We start from the raw sequence: 16,917 nt of genomic DNA on the forward strand, positions 1-16,917 counted from the left end.
TGAGAGCCATGGATGCGCGTACTCAGGCTCAATGCCGTGTAAGACGCCAATACCGCAAGGAGATAAGAAAAGATAACGAGGGCAAAATTATAAGAATAACTGAGCGTGTTCATTACACTCCCCTTTTTGTTCGGAGTCTAGCTCGGAATCGCGGCACTCATGGCAGTAGCCGGACCGGTATGGTAATATTCCCCTATCTTATCCGTTTTGTTTTCAACTGACAAGAACTCAGTCTGCTGGTGCGACTGGTTTTACTGGGAACTTTTCAGCCCGCTAAATCTCGGTTTGCACGGGGATACTACAGCATAGACGACGCCGTATAAAGGGAGGGAGTTCCTTGATTCGTTTGGGTTATGCCTGCATCAGTGTAAAAACGAAAAACAACCCGAACAAGAAAACGACTGTCGCCCAGCTGAACAAGCTTGAACCACAGGCACGCCTGAAGAAATTGAGACAGATCCTGCAGACCAACTTTTTCAATTTGATGGATCTGCTCGCCTACAATGTGGATAACCATATTTTTTTGTATCGCTTGCCTTCGGAATTTGTCCCATTAGCTACCCACGCAGTAGCCGAAAGGTGGGACTGGGCAAAGGAATTCGCCTGGGATTTTCAAAAAGCAGGCGAGTTTATTCGCAACAACGGCATCCGTATGACAGCGCATCCCGGTCATTTCAGCATACTAAACAGTGACAAGCCATCCGTCGTTGCGTCCACGATCAAAGATTTTCAATATCACGCCCGTGTATTTGATCTGCTGGGATTGGATGACAACTCCGTTCTGGTTACCCATGTTGGCGGCATCATCGATGATAAGGCCTCGGCTCTTGAACGATTTGCAGCCCATTTCGAACAGCTCCCGGAGGAAGTAAAAAAACGGCTTGTGGTCGAAAACGACGATTCTTCCTTTTCCATGGTGGATGTACTCACGCTATGCGAACGCCTTGGCATTCCGATGGTTTTTGATTACCACCATCACAAATGCCTCAACGACGGAGAGAATTGGGTCGATTACGTGCCGCGCATCATTCAGACGTGGGGAACGCGAACGCCAAAAATGCATATGTCCTCGCCAAAATCAGAAAAAGACTTTCGTGCCCACGCGGACAACATCGACCCAGATCAATTTATCGAATTGATTTCTCCGCTCGCCCATTACCATGTTGATATTATCTTGGAATGCAAAAACAAGGATGATGCCCTCTTCACACTGCGCCGCGAATTACAAAAGCGTGGAATGGACGTTGAAGCAACAGCTTCTCTTTCCTGAATCACATAAGAAAACCTCTATCGAGCTCTTCCATAGTGGAGCGACCGCGTTTTAGTGAAAAGTTTTACCGAGGGAATGCCCGACGCGGACGCTGAGGCACTTCGTCATGCGCTCCGGAATTTCTAAACGTAAACGCTTATAAATTCCTATACGTTAACAAAACAGACGCCACTGTCCAAGCGGCGTCTGTTGCACTTTCTAATGGGAACAACCACAACCGCATCCGCAGCCAGAAGAGGATCCCCTATGGCCATGGGAGGAAGAACCTCTGCCTGCTGAGCTGCTTCCCCGATGATCCCATGTCTGGCATCGATCGTGGTAATGCTTCATCCTGCGCTGGTGGTGCTTATAATGCTTGCGATATTCACTGTACTTTCGGCGGTTGTCGCGGTGTTGCTCGCATTTGTGATGATAGTATTGCATCCGATCCATGTGGAACTGGAATTTGAACAGATACAGCTCAATGTCTACACCGCCATGCGCTTGCGGCGGACGATTGTTCGGAGATCCCCAGTTTGGTGGCATATTGTTAGCAGAGGAATTCGGTGGTCTCCTGTTTGGCAGCGGCATCCGATTTGGCGAGGAATTTGGTCTTCTGTGCGGCATGTTAGGAGAAACGTTCGGCGGCCGGCGATTTGGCATTGGCATTCCCATATTGGGTGGCATTGGGTTGGCCGGCATCCGGTTCGGAGGCATTGGATTCGCTGGCATCCGATTGGGTGGCATTGGGTTGGCTGGCATCCGGTTTGGAGGCATTGGATTGGCTGGCATCCGGTTCGGTGTATTGGGAAGCGACTGATTCGGCTTGGGCAGGATCGGTCTTTGCGGCATGGGTCGAAGTGGCTTGATTGGCTTCGGCCTTGGTGCCTCCATATTCGGCGATGGCAAATTAGGGGATGGACGATTTGGCGATGGCAGGTTTGGTGATGGGATATTGGGAGATGGCAAATTCGGTGAAGGAACATTCGGTGACGGGACGTTTGGCGATGGCAAATTTGGCGACGGTACGTTCGGCGATGGCATCATCGAAGGCGGCTTCGGCATTTCTTTCGGTCTGCGCGGCAATGCGGGAGGCATTGGAGCCATGCTTGGAGGGACTCTACGTCGTCTTTCCACGGAATGGAACACGTCCTTTCAAGTGAAATCACACAGTACATGGTATGACATTTATCCCGATCGAGAAACGACACTCGCCTATATCAGGAAAATGGACTAAGCCCGTTTTTTCGAAAATAGTGTAGTCGCCGTGACAATGTACCACTTGACTATGCGCATGCATACGCTACAATTGAGGTACTTCTTAAAATAATCAGACAGCCGCATTTGAACGAAAGTGAGGAAGACATATGCCGGGAAATAAGGCTTCAACGGTCTGCCAATCACATAGATGCCCAGGAAGAGGGGTTAGGATCTAGTATCCTAACCCCTCTTTCTTTTCGTTCTCTGCTAAGCTAAAGGAGGAAAATCAGGACATGAATCAACAAGCAAATGGAATGAAAATGGATGGGAATCACTTGCGAATTGAAGATGTGGTCGCGATCGCAAGGGGTGGTGCGCACATTGAATTAACGAAGGAAGCGCTCGAAAACGTGCGCCGTTCCAGGTCCATGGTAGACCGAATGGTGGAAGAACAGCGCGTTATCTACGGGATCACTACCGGCTTCGGCAAATTCTCTGATGTGATGATCTCTGGGGAAGACGTGAGCAAGCTTCAAGAAAATCTCATCATGAGTCATGCGTGCGGAATGGGTGATCCCTACCCAGTAGAGGTCGTACGCGGGATCATGGCCTTGCGGATCAACGCATTGGCAAAAGGCTACTCCGGCATTCGGGAGGAAACGCTCCTGCATCTCGTGGAGCTTTGCAACCGCGGCGTTCATCCCATCATCCCTCAGCAAGGCTCTCTTGGCGCCAGCGGAGATCTCGCTCCCCTCGCGCATATGGTACTCGTCATGCTGGGCAAAGGGGAAGCGGAGGTAAACGGTCAACGGCTTTCCGGAAAAGACGCTCTCGAACAGGTAGGGCTTGCTCCGATACGTCTGCAGGCAAAGGAAGGTCTCGCCCTGATCAATGGCACACAGGCCATGACGGCACAGCTTTGCCTTGCTCTGTACGACGCTAGAATTGTCCTGGAAAGTGCCGAGGTCATTTCTGCCATGACCGTAGAAGCTCTGCGCGGCATTCCCAAAGCCTTTGATCCGCAGCTGCATCTCGTGCGCCCTCATCCAGGTCAGCAGGAATCTGCTCGCAAGCTTTTGCTCCATCTGGCAGGCAGCGAGCGCATCTCCTCCCAAGGAGAGTTGCGGGTACAAGATCCGTACAGCCTGCGCTGCATCCCGCAAGTCCATGGCGCAACCCGCGATACACTCGAGTACGTATGGCAAACCGTCACACGGGAATGCAACAGCGTAACGGATAATCCGATTCTGTTCTCCGAAACGGGCGATGTTATCTCCGGTGGAAACTTCCACGGGCAGCCGATGGCCTTCGCTGCCGATTTCATGGCGATTGCCATAGCCGAGCTCGCCAACATTTCGGAGCGTCGTACGGAGAGACTGGTGAATCCACAGCTAAGCGGTCTCCCTGGCTTTCTGACAGAGAACGGCGGCCTCCACTCTGGCTTCATGATTACGCAATACGTAGCAGCATCCATCGTCTCTGAAAACAAAGTTCTGTGCCATCCAGCTTCCGTCGACTCCATCCCTTCTTCTGCCAATCAGGAGGATCACGTGAGCATGGGGACGACAGCCACTCGAAAGCTGCGAACCGTCGTTGGCAATACAGCGAAGGTACTCGCTATCGAATATTTGGCGGCCGCCCAAGCTATCGAGTTTGGTACAGGTGAACTCGGTGCGGGTACGGGGCGCGCTTATCAGCAGCTGCGCAATGTCATTCCTCGCCTTACGGAAGACCGGGAAATGCACCCGGACCTTGCGAAAGCAGAGCAGCTCGTTCGCGAGGGGACTCTTTTTTGGGAATAGGAGCGAGGAGCGAGTATGCTCCCCATTCTTTTTCCAGCGTGTGTTTGATATGATGGAGGCGTAAAGATTATTCTCATGGAACTGGGAGGGCTGCGTCTATGAAACCAACCCACGCTTCAGGCGAGCCTGCATCGATCCTGCTCTTCGATGGCGTTTGTCATTTATGTCACGGCGCTGTCCAATTCATTTTGCAGCGCGATCCAAAAGGGCGCATCCATTTCGCTTCTTTGCAATCGGAGAAGGGCCGCGAGCTGCTGGCTGCTTTTCATCATGAGAATCACCTGCAATCCGTCGTACTGATTGAAAACGGCACCCTTTACACGAAATCTGATGCCATTTTACGCGTCGGACGCAAGCTTCGTGGTGGATGGCCAGCTTTGTCCTTCGTGGCGGGGCTGCTTCCTAGAAGCGTGCGCGACATAGGGTATGATTTTATCGCACGGAATCGATACCGCTGGATGGGCAAGGCCGAGCATTGTATGCTTCCCACCCCTGACATCCGCTCTCGTTTTTTAGAGTAATCGTACGCTTCGCTCATAGAAAGGGGCCGTATCCTTTGATACGGCCCCTTTACCATGCTTCCTAATCCGTTATGAGAGCTGAACCGCTTGTGGATGATCGTCACTCACGAATTCTGCCGCTTTGGCATTCGCTTCGACCTGAGCAGGGCTCTTGCTACCCGGGATCACGGTAGTTACCGCAGGATGCTTGAGGCACCATGCCAAAGCCCACTGTGCCATGTCCATTCCTTCTGGCACCTCGTTTTGCTTGATATCCTCCACCTGCTTCAGCAGATTCGCCACGTGCTGCTGATCGTGTCTGTGACGCACATCATTTCCGGCAAAAACAGAGCCTGGCTTGTATTTCCCGCTCAAATATCCGCTTGCCAGAGGAACACGTGCCAAAACCCCGAGATCTTGCTCTTCGCAGGAAGCAAACACCCCTTCTTCTGGAATGCGATCCAGTCGGTTGTAAACCGCCTGAATGGTCTTGGCGTTGATAGACGATGCTTTGCTCGTCTGATACAGATTGCCGTTTTTCGAGATGGAAAGACCCAGATGTCTGATCTTTCCGGCCTGTACCTGTTTATCGAGCATGGTCCACAGAGCGTCGTTATCAAATGCCGAATCAGGACCCGAGTGGAATTGATACAGGTCAATGTAATCCGTTTGCAGAGCAGCCAAGGATTGATCCAGCTGCTGCAGTACCTCTGCTGCGCCGTACTGATCGGTTCGGGAAAACTTGTCATGAAATTGATGACCGAATTTGGTAGCGACGATCCAGTCTTCTCGGCGGTCCTGTTGCAGATAGCCGCCGATCAAACGCTCGGACAGGTGATCTCCATAGCATTCTGCCGTATCGATCAGATTGATCCCGAGTTCCTTTGCCTTATCGAGAATCTGGTCGACTTCCTGCTGGGTAAAGTCCATTCCCCATTCTCCACCAAACTGCCACGTACCTACTCCCACTACAGATACTTTCAGTTCTGTTTTCCCCAGTCTGCGGTACTTCATGCCAGTCCCTCCTCTTCTCAAAAGCCACTTTGATCAAATGGTTTTCTCAATCGTCAACTCGCTGATAAACGCTTGCGTATTCGCCTTGCGCTCTTTGCGCATTTTCTTGCGTTCCTCGGCGGATGCCATCAGACGTTTTTCTTCATCTGTTTCGGCTACGATGCCTGGCACCTCAGTAGGGTTGCCCGCTTCATCCAGCGCAACGAACGTCAGGAAGGAGGTGGCCGTCAAAATACGCTCACCCGTTTGCAAATTTTCGGAAATGACTTTTACAAATACTTCCATCGAGGTGCGTCCCGTAGAGGTTACAATGGCTTCCAAACAAATGGAATGTCCCATTTTTACGGGAGCCAAAAAGTCGATGGAGTCTATAGAAGCGGTCACGACAGGGCGGCGTGAATGACGCATCGCGGCGATGGCTGCGACCTCATCGATGTACGCCATCATGGAGCCCCCGAAGATCGTACCGTGATAGTTCGTATCGGATGGTTGAACCAGAGAAGCCTGGATCGTACGAGAATCTTGCATTGTCTTGATATTCATAGCTGATACTCCTTTGCGAATCTACTACATGCCGTACCCATCATAACACAAGGGGTCGCACGTTCCAATTAGCAAGGCACATTCACAGAACGTTGTGCCAAGAGGCCTTCGATCTGTTCGGCATGTCCCTTCAGCAAGTAGCGCAGCAAAGGCATATTCCATTCATAAGCCGGGCGGTAGCCATCCAGCGAAAACAGCTCAGCGTTTACATGGTCCGCCTGCTGCCTGCGTTCCTTGCTCGCACAATAGAAATGCTCCAAATAATCTGTTCCCCAGCGTGAAAAGGAAGAGGTCTCTGGCGTCACGGCGGTGAGTAAGATAGCATCTTCTGTATCGATGAGATCTAGCGGATACAGCTGACAGCTAAATGGCTTGAGGGGAAACAGCTCTTTCCCCGTCCTTTCAGCATAGGCGTGGATCGCACATCCACGTCTGCCATCCAGCTCCTGATAAAACAGGCAGTTTCCATGTCGCATGCGAATCGTGCCGGGTGGCTGCGTAATATCCCAGATCCCGTATTCCATCCAGTGAGTGCGTTCCTTTTCTTCCCCCAACTGTGCAGCGACCAAAGCCAGTTCCTCTTCCAAGATCGACATCTGCTGTTTTTGCACGGCGTACGGCTGTCCCCCTTCACAACAGGTTTCGCCGTGCACGACACGACAATTCCAGCAATCCAGGTGAAACAAGGACAACAGCGCAGGCACATCCACCAGATACTCTCCGGCTCTCACCAAACTATCCCGATTTTTCTTCATGTATTTCTCGCATTGATACGCCTCTTTTTGCGTCATAGGGTCTGGCGTACCCACGTATCTGTATCGTTGCTGCGGTCTCATTTTTCCAGAACAACTTCCGCTTCTGTACCAAAAATGGCGAGGCGTCCATTTTCGAAAGTAGCCAGATCGACTTCTTCCCCTGGAATTTCCATCAAGATTTCAACCGATTCCGCTTCTTCATCTGCAAACAGCAGCAGCAAATCTTTCTCTTCAAATTCATTATCGGTCAGCTTGTAGCCAACGAGCTTGCCCGTAAACCGGGTTTCTTCTTCCTCATCCTCGCTGTCTGTGTCCCACTGTGTAAACGTGACTGTTGCCATTTTATTCTCGAATTCGTCTGTCAAAAGACGGAGCAAACGCTCGTGTTGTTGGATATCCATTTTCATCCCTCCGATGTGATGTTACTGCCCATCATATCAAACTAGCCGCAGAATGCCAAAAGAAATACCGCTTCCAGCATCGAAGCGGCAGGCTGGGCAGCCCTTTAGTGAATCAGAACCGGCTGCTTGATAGCGTAGAAAATCATTCGCTCAGAATTTGCAGCATGGAATGGCTCAAACGCGTAGTTTCCAAATATCTGGATTGGAGAAAATCCCGCCATCTGAAGCATTTCGATCATCTGCTCCGCTGTGAACAAGCGCACCTGCTCCACATATTCCCGAGGATCGGATGCCGTAGGATCATGAATGAGAATTCGTTTTTTGACGAAGCCATCTTCCACCCAACGCTCTTCTTGAATCCGTACGCCATCTTCCTCTTTTTCCGAGTAAGGCACCAGATTCTCTACTACATGGTTAGGACTCAGGTAGTCGATGACCACTTCTCCCCCTGCTTTCAATGCCTGTGCCATATTATGAACGACTATCGCGTTTTCCTGATCCGTGGAGAAGTAACCAAAGCTTGTAAACAGATTGACCACGATATCGAATTCGTCGTGAAACGGCAGATAGCGCATGTCATAACGCTCGTATGTCAGATGCGGATCACTGTTTTGTTCTGCTGCCTGCTTGAGGAGTACGGCAGACAGGTCGACTCCGACAACTTCATAGCCCCGGCGAGCCAGCGCTCTTGAATGACGCCCGTTGCCACAGCAAAGATCAAGCACTCGCCCCGAATCTCGGATTGGCAAATGCCTCAAGAGATTGACAACCTCCGAGTCGGCTGTGGAATCATCCCGATGCCGGTACACCAGCATGTAATCTTCTTGAAAGCTGCGCTCAAACCATTCTTCTGCCATGTCTGCGCTCCTTTATGGGAAGAGTACGTGTATTATGCCTCGCCAGCGCAGAACAAAAACCCCCTTTCTCAGCCCATAGCCGCAAAGGGGGGATCCACACTCTCTTATAAACGAGTCTCTCGTCCGAGACGAATTTTTTCCGCAACGCGAGCGATGATGCTCTCCACCGAGGCAGGGTCATCCACGACGTCGTATTCATTGATGTTGACACGCAGGATTGGACAGGCATTGAACGAGCTGATCCATTTTTCATAACGGCCAAACAAGTCCTGCCAATAATCGACCGGTGTCTGCTGCTCCATCGGACGTCCTCGTTCTTTCACGCGGTCGATGATGTCGTCAAAGCTTCCTTCCAAGTAAATCAAGACATCCGGATGCGGGAAGTAAGGGGTCATGACCATCGCTTCAAATAGCTCCGTATACGTACGATAGTCCTCTTCCGTCATGTTTCCTTGCTCGTACAGCATGCGAGCAAAAATGCCCGTGTCTTCATAAATCGAGCGATCCTGGACAAACCCGCCGCCGTAATCAAACATCCGCTTTTGCTCCTTGAAGCGCTCAGCCAAGAAAAAGACTTGCAAATGAAAGCCCCAACGCGACAAATCACCATAGTAGCGGCTCAAATACGGGTTGTTGTCCACTTTTTCAACAGACACACGAAAGCCTAGCTGATCGGCAAGTGCATGTGTGAAAGTCGACTTGCCTACGCCGACCGTTCCCCCGATTGTGATGACCGCGTTATTTGGTATTCCGTATTTTTCTCGGATTTGGCTGTTTTGAAACCTAGACATGTACGCAACTCCTTATTCACAGTTCTCGCTATAGCTCGTCCCTTTTTACCCCTGCTTCGCCTGCAGCTCCAAAACGCGAGGAGCAATCGCCTCCAGAACTTTGCGCAAATCTTCAGGACGATGCACAAAGTCCAAATCATCACAGTTGAACTTAATGACGGGTGTGTCAGGGTGATGTTTTTCAAATGCTTCCATAAATTCGTTGTAATCTGCAATCAGATTTTCCATGTACGTGACGTCCATGCTTCTTTCGATCTCCCGGTCACGCAAGGCAATTCGTTTCATGACCGTATCGATAGAGGCCGTCAAATAAATGACCAGATCTGCCTGTGGTAAATCCTCGGTCAAAATATCATAGATCTTGAGATACTTGGGCAGGTTATCTCCAGTCAGCGTACGTTTTGCAAAAATTGTATTTTTAAAAATATTGTAATCGGCAACGACAGAAGTCCCTTTGTTCAAATACTGGGAATGAATATCTTGAAGCTGCTTGTACCGGTTGCACAAGAAAAACATTTCGAGCTGAAAACTCCACTCTGCAATGTTTTCATAAAATTTGCCCAAAAATGGATTTTCGTAAACGATCTCTTCGAGCAGCTCCAGCTGAAACGCACGGCTCAATTCCCTCGATAGGGATGTTTTGCCGATTCCAATGGGCCCCTCAACCGTAATCAATATGGACTTCATGTATCCTTCGTTTCCTTTCACGAAAATGAGAGCACTCCATATTGTAGCACGCACATAATCTTTTGTCGAAAAAATTCGTTTGATGTCTAAAAAGAAAAAAACCGCCATTTTTTCTGGCAGCTTTTCCTTTTTTCGCTAGGTAAAATATTCTATTTTTGCACGTGGGAACAAGCGGCTGATTTCGTTTTCCAGATGAACCTGCAAAGCCTTCGCCTGCACATCCGGGTACACGTATTTTCCTTTTCCGTACTTGCCCCATTTGTATTTACGTTCCTCTTCGTTCATTTCCAGCTTTGTTTTGGGGTAGCGCTGCAGAATCAGATTTTTCGCGATCTTGGTAAATCGGTGCGAAATGAGCTCAAACGTCAGATCCTCCAAAGCCTCCGGCACGAGCTGGCTGCGCAGTCTCTCCAGCAAGTCGGTATAGCCCGCTTCCCAGCCATCAAACCAGTATAAAGGCGCCAAAATAAAACCAAGTGGATAGCCTGCCCTCGCCACTTTGCCTGCCGCCTCGATTCGCTGTGCAAAGGTGGACGTACCGGGTTCAAAGTTTTTGATCACATAATCGGCGTTCATACTGAAACGAAACCGGGTGTGCTTGTTGTGCTTCGCATCCAGCAACGAATCCACATGATGAAATTTCGTAACGAATCGAAGTCTGCCAAATTCTTGAGTGCCCATAAACTCGATGGCTCGCTTCAGATTCCCGGTAATATGCTCAATGCTGACGGGATCCGATGTACAGGCTGCTTCAAAGCGAGTGATTTCCCCTGGCCGTTCCAGGATGTACTTTTGCGCCTGCGCAAGGATATCGTCCGTATTGACATAAACACGAATGTACGGCTTGGTCCCCACGTTTGTATTCAAATAACAATAATGGCAATGGGCCGCGCAGCCTGTTGCGAGTGGAATCGCATACTCAGCTGATGGTTTGGAGGTTTCAAATTTGAGCGTTTTCCGTACGCCGATCACAAGCGTTCGCTTGGCATTGCGGTATTTTTCCAAATCTGTCTCCCCTGGGATCCCACGCACCTGATTGTGACTGGTTGTCATTTGAATCGGGATGCCTTCCCGGGAAAAGCGCTCGTACAGCTCCCGCCCGAGCGGATAATCCAAGGCATGCGGCTCGACGAATACGTAGTCCGGGACGAAGAGCTGCGCGCTTTTTGCTGCCGTCTGCTTCGGTGGTTCCATCACGCTGGTGGCCATGTCTCACTCCCCCTCCTACTAGTATGACCCGTCCTTTGCTGGGGTCGACAGGGGGCAGCTGGCAGTCTTCCTTATCATCCCGCTATTGCATGGCGTCTTTAAAAGCCTGTAAACAGATCCGCGCTAGCTCTTCTTGATCGGCTGGCACTTGCAGCATGTATACATGTCCGGCTCGTTTCGTTTGCTTGAAATAAATCCGCACACGGATGCCCTGACTTTCCAAATATCTGCGGCACTCCTGCGCTACTCGCGGCAATCCATACGACTCATGAATCGTCACCCATTTGATCCACCACATTCACTTCGCCTCACCTTTTCTTTCTATAAAGTAAGCGCTAGCTGGGCGTTCGGTTCTCATCTGAAGCGCAATGTTTTGATTTTAGGAAAACCGTTTGCCCTCCTCGCGCGTCTAATCGATTAGGAGGGGTGAACGTGAATCTCGAACATCTGGTAAAAGAAGCCCGGAGCGGTAATGACGAGGCTTTTTACCAACTTATGAGGCTCCACAAGGATAAACTGTACAAAGTCGCCTATGCGTTCCTGCGAAATGAGACGGATGCTCTAGAAGCCATACAAGAAGCGACCTGCAGAGCCTATCTCAAGCTGTCACAGGTAAAGCATCCTGCTTATGTGTCTACCTGGCTGACGCGCATCGTGATTCATATCTGTACGGATGAACAAAGACGAAAGAAACGCCTGATCCTGCGCTCCACGCAGCCAGAAACGGAAGCAGGAGAGAACATCGGGGAATCAGACCAAGCCGCTATCCGTCTCCATTTGGAAGAAGCTCTCGCCAAGCTCACTCCCCTCTACCGCCACGTTGTCATTCTGAAATATTTCGAGGATTTGACGATTCGGGAAATTGCCGCGGTCCTCGGTCAGCCAGAAGGCACGATCAAGACGTGGCTGCACAAGGGGCTAAACATGCTTCGGCACGATCTGGGAAAGGAGTGGTAGGCAATGCAAAAGGATCAATCGTGGGAACAGCTGGAGCAGGAATTGTGGCAAGACAAACAGAGGGTGGAGAGCATCCCCGTTCCTGAGAACATCGACTTGTCCATCCAGTTGGGCATGCAACAGGCAAAGCAGCAGCTTGCGCAAAGACAACGCCGCTCTCGGTTTCGCTGGGCAACCAGTGGAATCGCTAGCCTTATCCTGCTCGGGCTGTTCTTTTCCATTCGTCTCTCACCTGCAGTAGCCGCGTATGTCAGCCACTTGCCTGGCATGGAGAAGCTGGTTGAGCTTATACGGGATGACAAAGGCCTGCAGATGGCCGCAGAGCACAACATGATACAGCCTATTGGAGCCAGCGCTGAGCATGATGGTGTCCGCTTTACGGTTGATCAGGTTCTGATGGATCAAAAGCGCATGCTGCTTTTTTATACCATTCGCCACGAGCAGCCTGGTCATCATGTGGAGCTGAATCAAGTCAAATTTTACAACCAGAACGGTGAGCAAACGACTGCCGGATACTCCTGGTCGTCACGGGGAGATAACGAAGAAAGCGGATCCAGCCTGGAACAAAATCGTCTGGATGTTTATTGGCAGGATACGACCCACATTCCGGATGCACTGGTTGCAAACGTTACCCTTACCGTAGATCAGAAGCAGCTGGATACGCCCTTTCAAGTTTCCTTTCCGATCGATAAAAGCAAGTACGAGTCGCTAAAAGAAACCGTTTATCCGCTTAATCAGAAGGTTACCGTAGATGACCAGCAATTTACCATTACCAAGATCGTCGTTTACCCTACCCAGACCGAGGTGTCTATTCAGTTTGATCCAGCCAATTCCAAGCGCCTATTCGGATTTGACCAGCTGCGGCTGGAGGATGAAAAAGGACGGACGTACTCGTTCTGGGGCAACGGGATTGTCTCCACCCCAGATGGGGAAACCGGCGTCACCTACAACCTGGAGAGCGTTTATTTTGAACAGCCCAAACAGCTTATGCTGAAAGCAGACGGGATCCGTGCTCTGGACAAACACAAGCTGCAAGTCGTCATTGATGCCAAAACAGGCAAACTGATCAAAGCACCCGACTCCCGTCTCACTCTGTCCGCCATTCGGCAAAATCAAGACGTTGTGGGCATCGACCTCTCCCTTCAGGTGGGAAGTCAAGACGAGAATCGAATGCTTTCGGTCGGGAATGATCTGACGGATGATCGCGGAAATCAATATGAGTACGTCAGTGGCTCCACTTCATCCCGTCCTGCCGAAGAGCCAAATAAGGGGTATCTGCAAAACAGCAGCATTCTCTATAAGCGCACAACCGACAAAGGCGCTCCACAAGAGTACCGCTTCACGCTGGAGGATTATACCTCCCGACTCTCCACTGGATTTTCCATGCCGATTACCGGCCAATGAAAAAGAGAGCCCCCCAAAAGGGCTCTCTTTTCTATTCATCGATCACAGCCCAATGGTTTGTCGGACCATGCCCTCCCCCCAGCTGTGGAGCGGTTTTGATGGCTTCAAAGATAAAGCGGTTCGCCTTCTCTACGGCCGTTACCAATGGCGTGCCTTTCGCCAGCTCAGCGGTCAGTGCCGCCGAAAAGGTGCAGCCTGTCCCATGCGTATGTCGCGTCTGCACCCGCTCATGGGAGATCTCGTAAAAAGCCTGTCCATCGAACAGCATATCGACGACGACGTCTCCCTCCAAATGCCCGCCTTTCATCAGCACATTCCGTACACCGAGTGCGTGAATCGCTCGGGCGCCCTCTCGCATGTCCTCTGGTGTGCGAATTTGCATGCCTGTCAAGCACTCCGCCTCTGGCAGATTCGGCGTCACGACTTCGGATACCGGCAGCAAATGCTTTTGCAAGGCGACGATCGCTTCATCAAGCAATAGCTTGGCGCCGCCTTTTGCCACCATGACAGGATCGACCACCAGCTTTTGTATACCGAATGCTTTCACTTCCTCTGCCACGGCCGAAATGATGGCGGCATCAAACAGCATCCCTGTCTTGGCTGCATCCGCTCCAATATCGCGCAGGACTTCGCGAATTTGCAGGGATACGGCTTCCACAGAAAGTGGATAGACGCCTGCTACCCCTAATGTATTTTGAGCCGTTACGGCTGTTATCGCACTCATTCCATACACGCCCAGCTGATGAAAGGTCTTCAGATCCGCCTGAATTCCTGCACCTCCACCGCTGTCGGAACCTGCTATCGTTAACGCTGTTGCTATTTTGCCCAATGTTCTCCCTCCTGCTCCTGACGCTTGCTCTGATACCGAGTATATCATCCAGCCGCCTGCTTCGGTATACTAGGATTGATTGCTACAGGTAAGGAAGGGATTGCCACAATGAGCTACCGCATTTTTTACTGGTTGACTGTTCTGATCCCCACCATCATCATTGGTGGCTTTGAGTTTGTCCGGCATGACTTTTTGCTGCCCTATATGTCCATGGAGACTGGCAACGTATATATCACCCTGCTGACTCTGCTCCTGTCCTTTTTGTTTGCCACCTGGATGTTTCGAACCATTGAGCGAATGAACGCGAAAATCGTGGAAGAACAAGCCCGACGAGCCGTTTACGAGGAAAGAGAACGTCTCGCTCGCGAGCTGCACGACGGGATTGCCCAATCTCTGTTTTTTTTGAATGTCAAATTGAAGCAGGGCCAGCTCGACGATGCTCGCGTCGCCGTTTCCGCCATAGACAATCATGTGCGCCAAGCTATTTTTAACCTGCGCTCTCTCCCGGAGGAAGGCAGCCTGGAGCAGCGCCTTGAAAAATGGCTGACGCAATGGAGTGCGCTATCCGGTGTCGACGTTACCCCGCAGCTGCAAATCAAGGAAAACTTCTATACACCAGCTGAGGAGGTTCAGCTTTTTGGGATCATCCAGGAAGCCTTTGCCAACATCCGGAAGCATGCGCAAGCCAAGCACGCCTGGATTCAGCTCACGACAAACGAACCGCGGGGCTGGACACTTGCCATCGAGGATGATGGTATCGGCATGTCTGGGCTCAGTGAAACCTCAAAGAAATACGGCTTGTCCATGATGAAGGACCGCGCGAGGCAGCTGCAAGCCTCACTGGATATTTGCACACGTTCGAGTGGCGGCACCATCATTACCTTGACATCTCACACTGGAGGTTTTGCCAAATGAACGGCTATCGAGTTTTAATAGCAGACGACCATCCGATGGCACGATCCGCCATACGTAGTCTGCTCGACCCTGACCCTTCTTTTGAAGTGATCGGCGAGGCTGAAAACGGCGAGCAGGCTTTCCACTTATGCGGAGAGCTGCAGCCGGATCTCGTGCTGATGGATATCAATATGCCAAAGTGGAGCGGGCTGGAGGCCACGCGCGAAGTCAAAAAAGCGTATCCCCACATTAAAGTCGTCATTTTAAGTGTTTCCGATGACGTCGGCGACCTGATCACTGCGATCCAGTTTGGCGCGCAGGGGTATTTGCTAAAAAATCTGGAGCCAGATGACTGGATCAATTACTTGCATGCTTTACTGGGAGAAGACAGCGAGCTGTCCCGTGAAATGGCAAACCGGCTCCTCCACCGCTTCCGTCAAGAAGATCAACCAACTGGCACAGGCCCCGAGATCCTCACCCCTCGTGAGCGAGAAATCGTGATGTACGTCGGAGCAGGGAAAACCAATCGAGAAATCAGCGAGACACTCATCATCGCGGAAAATACGGTAAAAAATCATGTAAAAAACATTTTGGACAAGCTTCAGCTAGCAAACCGGGTACAGCTCGCCGCTTTCGCTGTCAGGCATCATCTCATCGCACGCGAATAGGAGCTAAATGGGCAGGTGACACACTCACCTGCCTTTTGCATATGCTGATTCACAAAAACAGCAGATTCGCCGCCTACAATCTTGCACAAAGGAAACATTTTTGTAATAAGCGAATACTGTTGCATTAAGGAATCATTATGTGCTAAAGTTGCCCTAGGGAAACATTCATGCACAAACCAAAAAGAATTGAAGGGAGACAAACTTGATGTCTACATACTTTACACGTTGGAAAAAAGGGCTGTTGAGTGTCATTATGGGTACTTCGCTCGTATTTGCCGGTTGCTCGGGGAGTACTTCACCTCAGGAAGGAAACGGTGCCTGGAAGGTTACGGCAACGACTGGCATGGTCGCTGACATCGTCAAGCAAGTGGGTGGTGAGCACGTCGAAGTGACTCAGCTGATGGGCGCAGGCGTCGACCCGCATTTGTACAAAGCATCAGAAGGCGACATCAAACGAATCGATCAAGCCGATATCATCTTTTACTCTGGACTGCACCTCGAAGGAAAAATGGTCGAAATCTTCGAGAAAATCGGAAAGACAAAACCAGTGAATCCCGTTACTGCCAAATTGACAAAGGAAGATTTGCTGGCTGATCCCGCTTCCCCTGATAATCCTGACCCTCACGTCTGGTTCGACGTCTCCTTGTGGATGAAAGCGGTCGAACAGGTCCGGGATGATCTGATCGCATTTGACGCCGCCAACCAAGCTGATTATTCGGCGAATGCTGAAAAGTATTTGGCAGAGCTAAAGGAGCTCGATGCCTATGCAAAAGCGCAGCTGGCTTCCATCCCGAAAGAACAGCGGGTACTGGTCACAGCTCATGATGCCTTCCAATATTTTGGCCGCGCCTATGAAGTAGAGGTACTGGGCTTGCAAGGCATTAGTACCGCATCCGAGTATGGACTCAAAGATGTACAGCAGCTCGTGGATACCCTCGTCGATCGCCGAATCAAAGCCGTCTTCGTCGAGTCTTCTGTCCCGAAACGCTCGATCGAAGCAGTCGTTCAAGGGGCTGCCGCCAAAAACCACTCAGTCTCGATCGGCGGTGAATTGTTCTCGGATGCCATGGGAGCGCCAGGAACTCCAGAGGGCAATTACCTGGGTATGGTGAAGCACAACGTCGATACAATCGTTGGGGCGTTGAAATAGACAACGC

At 50.8% G+C, this 16,917-nt stretch carries 20 protein-coding genes; 10 read left to right on the top strand and 10 right to left on the bottom strand.

Going from position 1 to position 16,917, the window contains the following annotated elements; all coding sequences use genetic code 11:
• The first annotated feature begins 337 nt into the window (after positions 1–337).
• From uvsE to EDM59_RS09305, 5 genes are all read left to right on the top strand, one after another.
• Positions 338–1,270 (top strand): UV DNA damage repair endonuclease UvsE, encoded by a 933-nt coding sequence (gene uvsE / locus EDM59_RS09285; RefSeq protein ID WP_122923291.1) that lies wholly within the window; start codon positions 338–340, stop codon positions 1,268–1,270.
• 463 nt (positions 1,271–1,733) lie between these two features.
• On the top strand, positions 1,734–2,069 hold the full coding sequence (locus EDM59_RS09290; protein WP_148040826.1) for a hypothetical protein: 336 nt from the start codon (positions 1,734–1,736) through the stop codon (positions 2,067–2,069).
• A gap of 30 nt (positions 2,070–2,099) precedes the next feature.
• Positions 2,100–2,486, top strand: coding sequence for a hypothetical protein (locus EDM59_RS09295; RefSeq protein WP_148040827.1), 387 nt, complete (start codon positions 2,100–2,102; stop codon positions 2,484–2,486).
• Positions 2,487–2,742: 256 nt separating this feature from the next.
• A complete protein-coding gene (gene hutH, locus EDM59_RS09300; protein ID WP_122923294.1) occupies positions 2,743–4,251 on the top strand; it encodes a histidine ammonia-lyase in 1,509 nt (502 codons plus the stop codon).
• Between the two features lie 98 nt (positions 4,252–4,349).
• A complete protein-coding gene (locus tag EDM59_RS09305) occupies positions 4,350–4,772 on the top strand; it encodes a thiol-disulfide oxidoreductase DCC family protein (RefSeq protein ID WP_122923295.1) in 423 nt (140 codons plus the stop codon).
• Positions 4,773–4,841: 69 nt separating this feature from the next.
• On the opposite strand, the gene EDM59_RS09310 is transcribed toward EDM59_RS09305, so the two are convergent.
• The 9 genes from EDM59_RS09310 to EDM59_RS09350 form a co-directional block, all read right to left on the bottom strand.
• On the bottom strand, positions 4,842–5,765 hold the full coding sequence (locus EDM59_RS09310) for an aldo/keto reductase (RefSeq protein ID WP_122923296.1): 924 nt from the start codon (positions 5,763–5,765) through the stop codon (positions 4,842–4,844).
• A gap of 33 nt (positions 5,766–5,798) precedes the next feature.
• Positions 5,799–6,308 carry an acyl-CoA thioesterase gene (locus tag EDM59_RS09315; protein WP_092267970.1) on the bottom strand — a complete coding sequence of 170 codons (510 nt, stop codon included), beginning with the start codon at positions 6,306–6,308 and terminating at the stop codon, positions 5,799–5,801.
• Between the two features lie 68 nt (positions 6,309–6,376).
• Entirely contained in the window at positions 6,377–7,063 is a 687-nt protein-coding gene (locus tag EDM59_RS09320; RefSeq protein WP_246010952.1) for a DUF3109 family protein, read from the bottom strand.
• Between the two features lie 77 nt (positions 7,064–7,140).
• On the bottom strand, positions 7,141–7,464 hold the full coding sequence (locus EDM59_RS09325) for a hypothetical protein (protein WP_122923298.1): 324 nt from the start codon (positions 7,462–7,464) through the stop codon (positions 7,141–7,143).
• A gap of 104 nt (positions 7,465–7,568) precedes the next feature.
• A complete protein-coding gene (locus tag EDM59_RS09330; RefSeq protein WP_122923299.1) occupies positions 7,569–8,321 on the bottom strand; it encodes a class I SAM-dependent methyltransferase in 753 nt (250 codons plus the stop codon).
• Between the two features lie 104 nt (positions 8,322–8,425).
• Positions 8,426–9,112 (bottom strand): deoxynucleoside kinase, encoded by a 687-nt coding sequence (locus EDM59_RS09335; protein WP_092267966.1) that lies wholly within the window; start codon positions 9,110–9,112, stop codon positions 8,426–8,428.
• A gap of 45 nt (positions 9,113–9,157) precedes the next feature.
• Entirely contained in the window at positions 9,158–9,799 is a 642-nt protein-coding gene (locus EDM59_RS09340; RefSeq protein WP_122923430.1) for a deoxynucleoside kinase, read from the bottom strand.
• 135 nt (positions 9,800–9,934) lie between these two features.
• Positions 9,935–11,008, bottom strand: a complete 1,074-nt coding sequence (splB, locus tag EDM59_RS09345) for a spore photoproduct lyase (protein WP_122923300.1) — start codon at positions 11,006–11,008, stop codon at positions 9,935–9,937.
• 82 nt (positions 11,009–11,090) lie between these two features.
• Positions 11,091–11,306, bottom strand: coding sequence for a hypothetical protein (locus tag EDM59_RS09350; protein ID WP_122923301.1), 216 nt, complete (start codon positions 11,304–11,306; stop codon positions 11,091–11,093).
• 134 nt (positions 11,307–11,440) lie between these two features.
• Here EDM59_RS09350 and EDM59_RS09355 point away from each other — a divergent pair, with 134 nt between their 5' ends.
• Positions 11,441–11,965 carry a sigma-70 family RNA polymerase sigma factor gene (locus EDM59_RS09355; protein WP_122923302.1) on the top strand — a complete coding sequence of 175 codons (525 nt, stop codon included), beginning with the start codon at positions 11,441–11,443 and terminating at the stop codon, positions 11,963–11,965.
• A gap of 3 nt (positions 11,966–11,968) precedes the next feature.
• The gene (locus tag EDM59_RS09360) at positions 11,969–13,369 is read left to right on the top strand and encodes a DUF4179 domain-containing protein (RefSeq protein WP_122923303.1); all 1,401 of its coding nucleotides are present in this window, start codon (positions 11,969–11,971) and stop codon (positions 13,367–13,369) included.
• 31 nt (positions 13,370–13,400) lie between these two features.
• Here EDM59_RS09360 and thiD read toward each other — a convergent pair whose 3' ends face one another.
• Entirely contained in the window at positions 13,401–14,198 is a 798-nt protein-coding gene (gene thiD / locus EDM59_RS09365) for a bifunctional hydroxymethylpyrimidine kinase/phosphomethylpyrimidine kinase (RefSeq protein WP_122923304.1), read from the bottom strand.
• 108 nt (positions 14,199–14,306) lie between these two features.
• Between thiD and EDM59_RS09370 the strand changes: the two genes are divergently transcribed.
• The 3 genes from EDM59_RS09370 to EDM59_RS09380 all read left to right on the top strand — a co-directional run bounded on the left by EDM59_RS09370 (position 14,307) and on the right by EDM59_RS09380 (position 16,910).
• Entirely contained in the window at positions 14,307–15,113 is an 807-nt protein-coding gene (locus tag EDM59_RS09370; RefSeq protein ID WP_122923305.1) for a sensor histidine kinase, read from the top strand.
• A complete protein-coding gene (locus EDM59_RS09375) occupies positions 15,110–15,760 on the top strand; it encodes a response regulator (protein ID WP_122923306.1) in 651 nt (216 codons plus the stop codon). The genes EDM59_RS09370 and EDM59_RS09375 overlap by 4 nt, the downstream gene beginning before the upstream one ends.
• A 205-nt stretch (positions 15,761–15,965) precedes the next feature.
• On the top strand, positions 15,966–16,910 hold the full coding sequence (locus EDM59_RS09380) for a metal ABC transporter solute-binding protein, Zn/Mn family (protein WP_122923307.1): 945 nt from the start codon (positions 15,966–15,968) through the stop codon (positions 16,908–16,910).
• Positions 16,911–16,917: the final 7 nt, after the last annotated feature.

The organism is Brevibacillus nitrificans, from assembly GCF_003710965.1.
GTDB classification, from domain to species: Bacteria; Bacillota; Bacilli; order Brevibacillales; family Brevibacillaceae; genus Brevibacillus; species Brevibacillus centrosporus.